Origin of the sequence: Inquilinus sp. YAF38 (assembly GCF_052113205.1) — a bacterium.
Taxonomy (GTDB): domain Bacteria; phylum Pseudomonadota; class Alphaproteobacteria; order DSM-16000; family Inquilinaceae; genus Inquilinus.
The window spans coordinates 1-4,446 of record NZ_JBFRCU010000175.1; the positions used below are offsets into that span (position 1 = coordinate 1).

Genomic DNA, 4,446 nt, shown 5'->3' on the forward strand with positions numbered 1-4,446 from the left:
AAGCCAGAACAACCCTACTAGTGGAGCGCTCCACCCCGATCTCACGACCGAGGCTGCACCTCACACACCTGAGCCATCCACGTCCAATCAGCTTGCGCCAACCAAACGCTCATGACTCTACTAGCGTCCGAGATACCGCGCCCGCTTGTTTGTGCCCTTCAACCGAAGACCAAACCGCCGGCCGCGTATCCCTTCTCCAATGCTTCTCACTTGTCCAAGATCCGTCGCTCTTCCGCCAGGTTTCCCCGACCCCAGAGCCGCATCCGCCCGTCGCGCCTTCCCCTTCCAGGGCCGGCCCGCCAGGGCGAAACGTCGATGTAATCCTTCCGACCTCTCAGTGCAACCAGATTTTCATCTTCTGCACCGTCCGACCCGCCGTTTCGCTTTCGCTCGCCGCCGTGTCGTCGTTCGGTGAGGCGGTTTATAGGGAGGTCGCCGGAGCCTGTCAAACGCTTTGTGACGAAAATTTTTCGAACAGCATTTTCTCCCCGCGAGGTGCTTTCCCGCGCAAGGCAGAGAGGCTCCAGACACCACCGGATCGGGCGCTTCCGCCCGATCCGGTCATCTCTAGATGGATAGACGCGCGTACGCGCGCAAGGAGTGGTGGGTGGGATTTCGGACGCCCCGCCGGTTGACCTGATTCCCCCTCTCCCGCATGTTCGGCCGGTGATTCAGGCGCGCCCCGGCCCTGCGGGCGGCCTCCCCACCGCCCCTCGGAGACCGATCCATTGCGAATCGCGCCGTTCGGAGTCCTGTCGTTTCTCGCTTTGGCCGGTCTTGGAGCCGGTGCCGTCCTGCTCCTCCCCGAATCGCCGCACCAGGCCGATGCCGCCACCGGCGGCCCGGCGGCCCCGACACTCCGATCGGATCTGCGTGAGCAGATTGCCTATGACGCGCTGCTTGCCGCCCCGGACGAGCCGGCGGATTGGGTTCTGGCGGGCATTGCCGAAGGCCTTGCCCGGCCGCAGGTCCCGCGCGGCACCGAGCGCCGGGTGGTCGAGGTGACGGAAGGCGACACGCTGACCGGCCTGCTGGCCGAGGCAGGAATCGCCGGAGACGAGGCCCACGCCGCCGTGGCCGCCTTGGACGGGCTGTACGACCCGACCAGGCTGCGAATCGGCCAGCCGGTCACGGTGACCTTCGACCGCAGCGGCGGCGAGCGCGTGCTGAAGGCGGTCAGCCTGATGCCGGAGGTCGACCGCACCGTCACCGCCCGGCGCATGCCCGACGGCGATTTCCGCAGCAGCGAGGCCGAGCGGGTGCTGGAGAGCCGGCCGATCGGCATCGCCGGCGAGATCGATTCGAGCCTCTATGCCGACGCCACCGCGGCCGGGGTGCCGGATGCGGTGGTGCTGTCGCTGCTGAAGACCTGGGCCTATTCGGTCGATTTCCAGCGCGACCTGCAGCCGGGCGACCGATTCGCCGTGCTGTTCAGCCAGGACCACAGCCCGGACGGCAGCGTCGCCCGGCTGGGGCCGGTCGAGATGGCGCGGCTCGAGCTCGGCGACAAGACCCTGACCATGTACCGCTTCGAGAGCCGCGACGGCACGGTCGACTATTACGACCGCGATGGTACCAGCGTGCAGCGCCTGCTGCTGCGCACCCCGGTCGACGGGGCGCGGCTGACCTCCCGATTCGGCGCCCGGCGCCATCCGGTCCTGGGCTACACCCGGATGCATCGGGGCGTCGATTTCGGCGCCTCCAGCGGCACGCCGATCTATGCCGCCGGCGACGGCACGGTGGAGCTGATCGGCACCCAGCGCGGCTATGGCCGGGTCATCCGGCTGCAGCACAACGGCAGGCTGTCGACCGCCTATGCCCATATGAGCCGCTTCGCCCGGCTGAAGAAGGGCGCACGGGTCAAGCAAGGCGAGGTGATCGGTTATGTCGGGTCCAGCGGCATGGCGACCGGGCCGCATCTGCACTATGAGGTGCTGGTCGCGGGCGCCCAGGTCAACCCGCTGAGCGTCGACCTGCCGACCGGCACCACCCTGGCCGGCCGCGACCGGACCGAGTTCAAGCGCCGGGTCGAGGCGATCGACCGGCAGTTCCGGCAACTGACCGAGGAGGCGCCGGTCGCCTCGGTCGGCCGGAGAGTGGACGGCTAGCCGGCGAAGCGCGGCGCCAAGCCGGTTCCCGGCAAGGGCAGCACCCGCACCTCGCCCGGATGCCGGGCATGGGCGACATGGCCGGCCCGCAGCGCCGATTCGCAGGCATCGAGGTTGCGGGTGGCGAGGTGCAGCATCGGCTGGTCGCCGATGCCGAGGGTGAAGCCGCCGATCGCGATCGAATCGCCATCCCGCCGGGCTCCGTCCAGCGCTGCCCAGGCGGCCAAAGCCGGCTCGGCGAGCGGCGCCGGCAGATCGAGCCGGAGGATGCCGGTCGCCCCATTGGCGTGGCGCTCCCAATCCGGCTGGCGCAGCAGCTCCGGCGTCCGGTGCTCGCAGGCGAAGAGCGGCAGGCCGAAGGCATTGCGCCGGGCCGGATAGGACAACCGGAAGGCGGGCTGCACCGGCCCCTCCGGCAGGTCCAGCAACCGGGCCAGGTCGCGCGCCGGCTCTCCGCCCGCTCCCGCGGCGTCGAAGGCAGCGGCGGCCGAATCGGCCGACCGGGTCGCCAGCGCGATCCCCAACAGCCCCTCCCCGTCCCGCGCCAGACGCTCGCCGAGGCCATTGTCGAACTGGGTCGGGTCGAGCACGCCGAGCAGCTCGATGTAATCGCCCGCCAGCATGATGCAGTAGTTCGCGGTGCCCCAGCCGATGTGGCGGCCACGCGGCGTCACGGTGAAGCCGAGGCGGCGCCAGGTGTCGCGCGCCGCATCCAGCGCCGCCACCGCCAGGATGACGTGGTCGAGCCCGGTGATCGCCGCCATCAGAAGCCCCCGTGCTCGGCCAGATGCGCTTCCTCCTCCGGCGTGCTGGCACGGCCGAGGATGGCGTTGCGGTGCGGAAAGCGGCCGAAGCGCTCGATCACCGCGAGATGCCGCCGGGCATAGCCGACATACTCCGGGTCGGCGATCCCGGCGGCCTGCAGGTCCAGACTGCGCCGCTGGTCGGCGAGGTCCTCGCTGTGCTCGAATGGCAGGTAGAGGAACAGCCGGTGGTCGTCGGTCATCGACGGATCCCGGTCGAAGCCCTGGCCGACCGCAGCCTTGGCCACGGCCAGTGCCTTCGGATCGGTGGCGAAGGCGCGCGGCGTGTCGCGGAACAGGTTGCGCGGGAGCTGGTCGAGCAGGATGCAGAGCGCGACCGCGCCGAGCGGGGATGCCGCCCAGTCGTCGTGTCGGCCGTCCGCGGCCTCCTCGTGCAGGGTCAGGAAGCGGGCTCGGATCTCGGCGTCGAAGCCGGCATCGCCGGAGAACCAGCGCTCCTTCCCGGATTCGTCGAACCAGAAGGCCAGCAGGTCGTGGGCGGAAACCGAAAGCGGGGTCATGCGGGGCAGAGTCCGTGGCCGATGATGTCGTCGAACAGCGCATGCAGCGGATCCTCGGCGAGGTCCACCATCCCGTGTGGGTCGAGCCGGAGGGCGCATCGCCCGGCCAGCAGCGCCTTGCGCCGGTCGCCAGCGGCGAGGTCGGCGGCCGCCTCCTCCAGCATCAGCGCAGCGGCCAGCAGTTCCGCCGCCGGATGCATCAGCCGGCGGGCCAGGCGCGGCCCGTCCTCCGGCCGCGCCCGCAGATGGGCGAAGCCGGCGCGGCAGCTGTCGAGCACCGGGCGCAAGCGGACCGCGATCGGCTGCAGGGCGCCGGGGGCCGAATCGAGGATGCCGGAGACCCGGTCGAGCAAGGCCTGGTCGCCGGGCAGCTTGCCGATGGTGGCACGCAGGAACTCCAGCGCCTGGACATTGGCCGGCCCTTCCCACACCGCGGTCACCAGGGCGTCGCGGTAGAGCCGGGCCGTCGGCCATTCCTCGGTGTAGCCGTTGCCGCCGACGATCTCGACCGCCTGGGCGGCGGCGGCCGTCGCCTGCGCCGCGGTCCAGTACTTCGCCAGCGCCACGGCGGCGCGGCGCCAGCCCTCGACCGCCGGTTCCTCGCCCGGCGCCTCGAACGCCATGGCCGCCTCGAAGGCCAGCGCCGCCGAAGCCTCCTGGGTCGCGGCGAGGTCGAGCAGCGCGTCGCGCATCATCGGCGTGCTGCGCAGCAGCGTGCCGCCGACCCGGCGATGGCTGGTCCAGGCCAGCGCTTCGAGCACGGCGCGGCGGTGCATGCCGGCGGCGCCGAAGGCGTTGTGCACCCGGCTGTATTCCAGCGCCTCCAGCATCGCCTTGAGGCCGTGCGGCGGCGGCGCCACCTCGACCGCCCAGGCGCCGTCCAGCACGGTCTCGCCGGTGGCGAGGCCGCGGGTGCCGACCTTGTCCTTCAGCCGGCGGACATGCAGGCGGTTCGGCGTGCCGTCCGGCAGCGCCGACGGCACCAGATAGCAGCCCAGGCCGCGCGCCCCGTCC

Annotated in this window: 4 protein-coding genes; 1 reads left to right on the plus strand and 3 read right to left on the minus strand. The window is 71.2% G+C overall.

What is annotated here, in order from left to right; genetic code table 11:
* Nucleotides 1-728 precede the first annotated feature (728 nt).
* Complete coding sequence (locus AB4Z01_RS35830; RefSeq protein ID WP_441701581.1) at nt 729-2,108, plus strand: peptidoglycan DD-metalloendopeptidase family protein; 1,380 nt, start codon at nt 729-731, stop codon at nt 2,106-2,108.
* Here AB4Z01_RS35830 and AB4Z01_RS35835 read toward each other — a convergent pair.
* From AB4Z01_RS35835 to AB4Z01_RS35845, 3 genes are all read right to left on the minus strand, one after another.
* The gene (locus tag AB4Z01_RS35835) at nt 2,105-2,872 is read right to left on the minus strand and encodes a VOC family protein (protein ID WP_441701582.1); all 768 of its coding nucleotides are present in this window, start codon (nt 2,870-2,872) and stop codon (nt 2,105-2,107) included. The genes AB4Z01_RS35830 and AB4Z01_RS35835 overlap by 4 nt on opposite strands.
* Nucleotides 2,872-3,432, minus strand: coding sequence for a DUF924 family protein (locus AB4Z01_RS35840; protein ID WP_441701584.1), 561 nt, complete (start codon nt 3,430-3,432; stop codon nt 2,872-2,874). Before AB4Z01_RS35840 ends, AB4Z01_RS35835 begins: the two co-directional genes overlap by 1 nt.
* The coding region (locus AB4Z01_RS35845) for an acyl-CoA dehydrogenase family protein (RefSeq protein WP_441701586.1) at nt 3,429-4,446 on the minus strand (1,018 nt) is incomplete at its 5' end. The genes AB4Z01_RS35840 and AB4Z01_RS35845, both read right to left, overlap by 4 nt.

Excerpts from the sequence above, each read along its gene's own strand:
- AB4Z01_RS35835 (WP_441701582.1), bottom strand. The coding sequence starts at position 2,872 with ATGGCGGCGATCACCGGGCTCGACCACGTCATCCTGGCGGTGGCGGCG.
- AB4Z01_RS35840 (WP_441701584.1), bottom strand. The coding sequence starts at position 3,432 with ATGACCCCGCTTTCGGTTTCCGCCCACGACCTGCTGGCCTTCTGGTTC.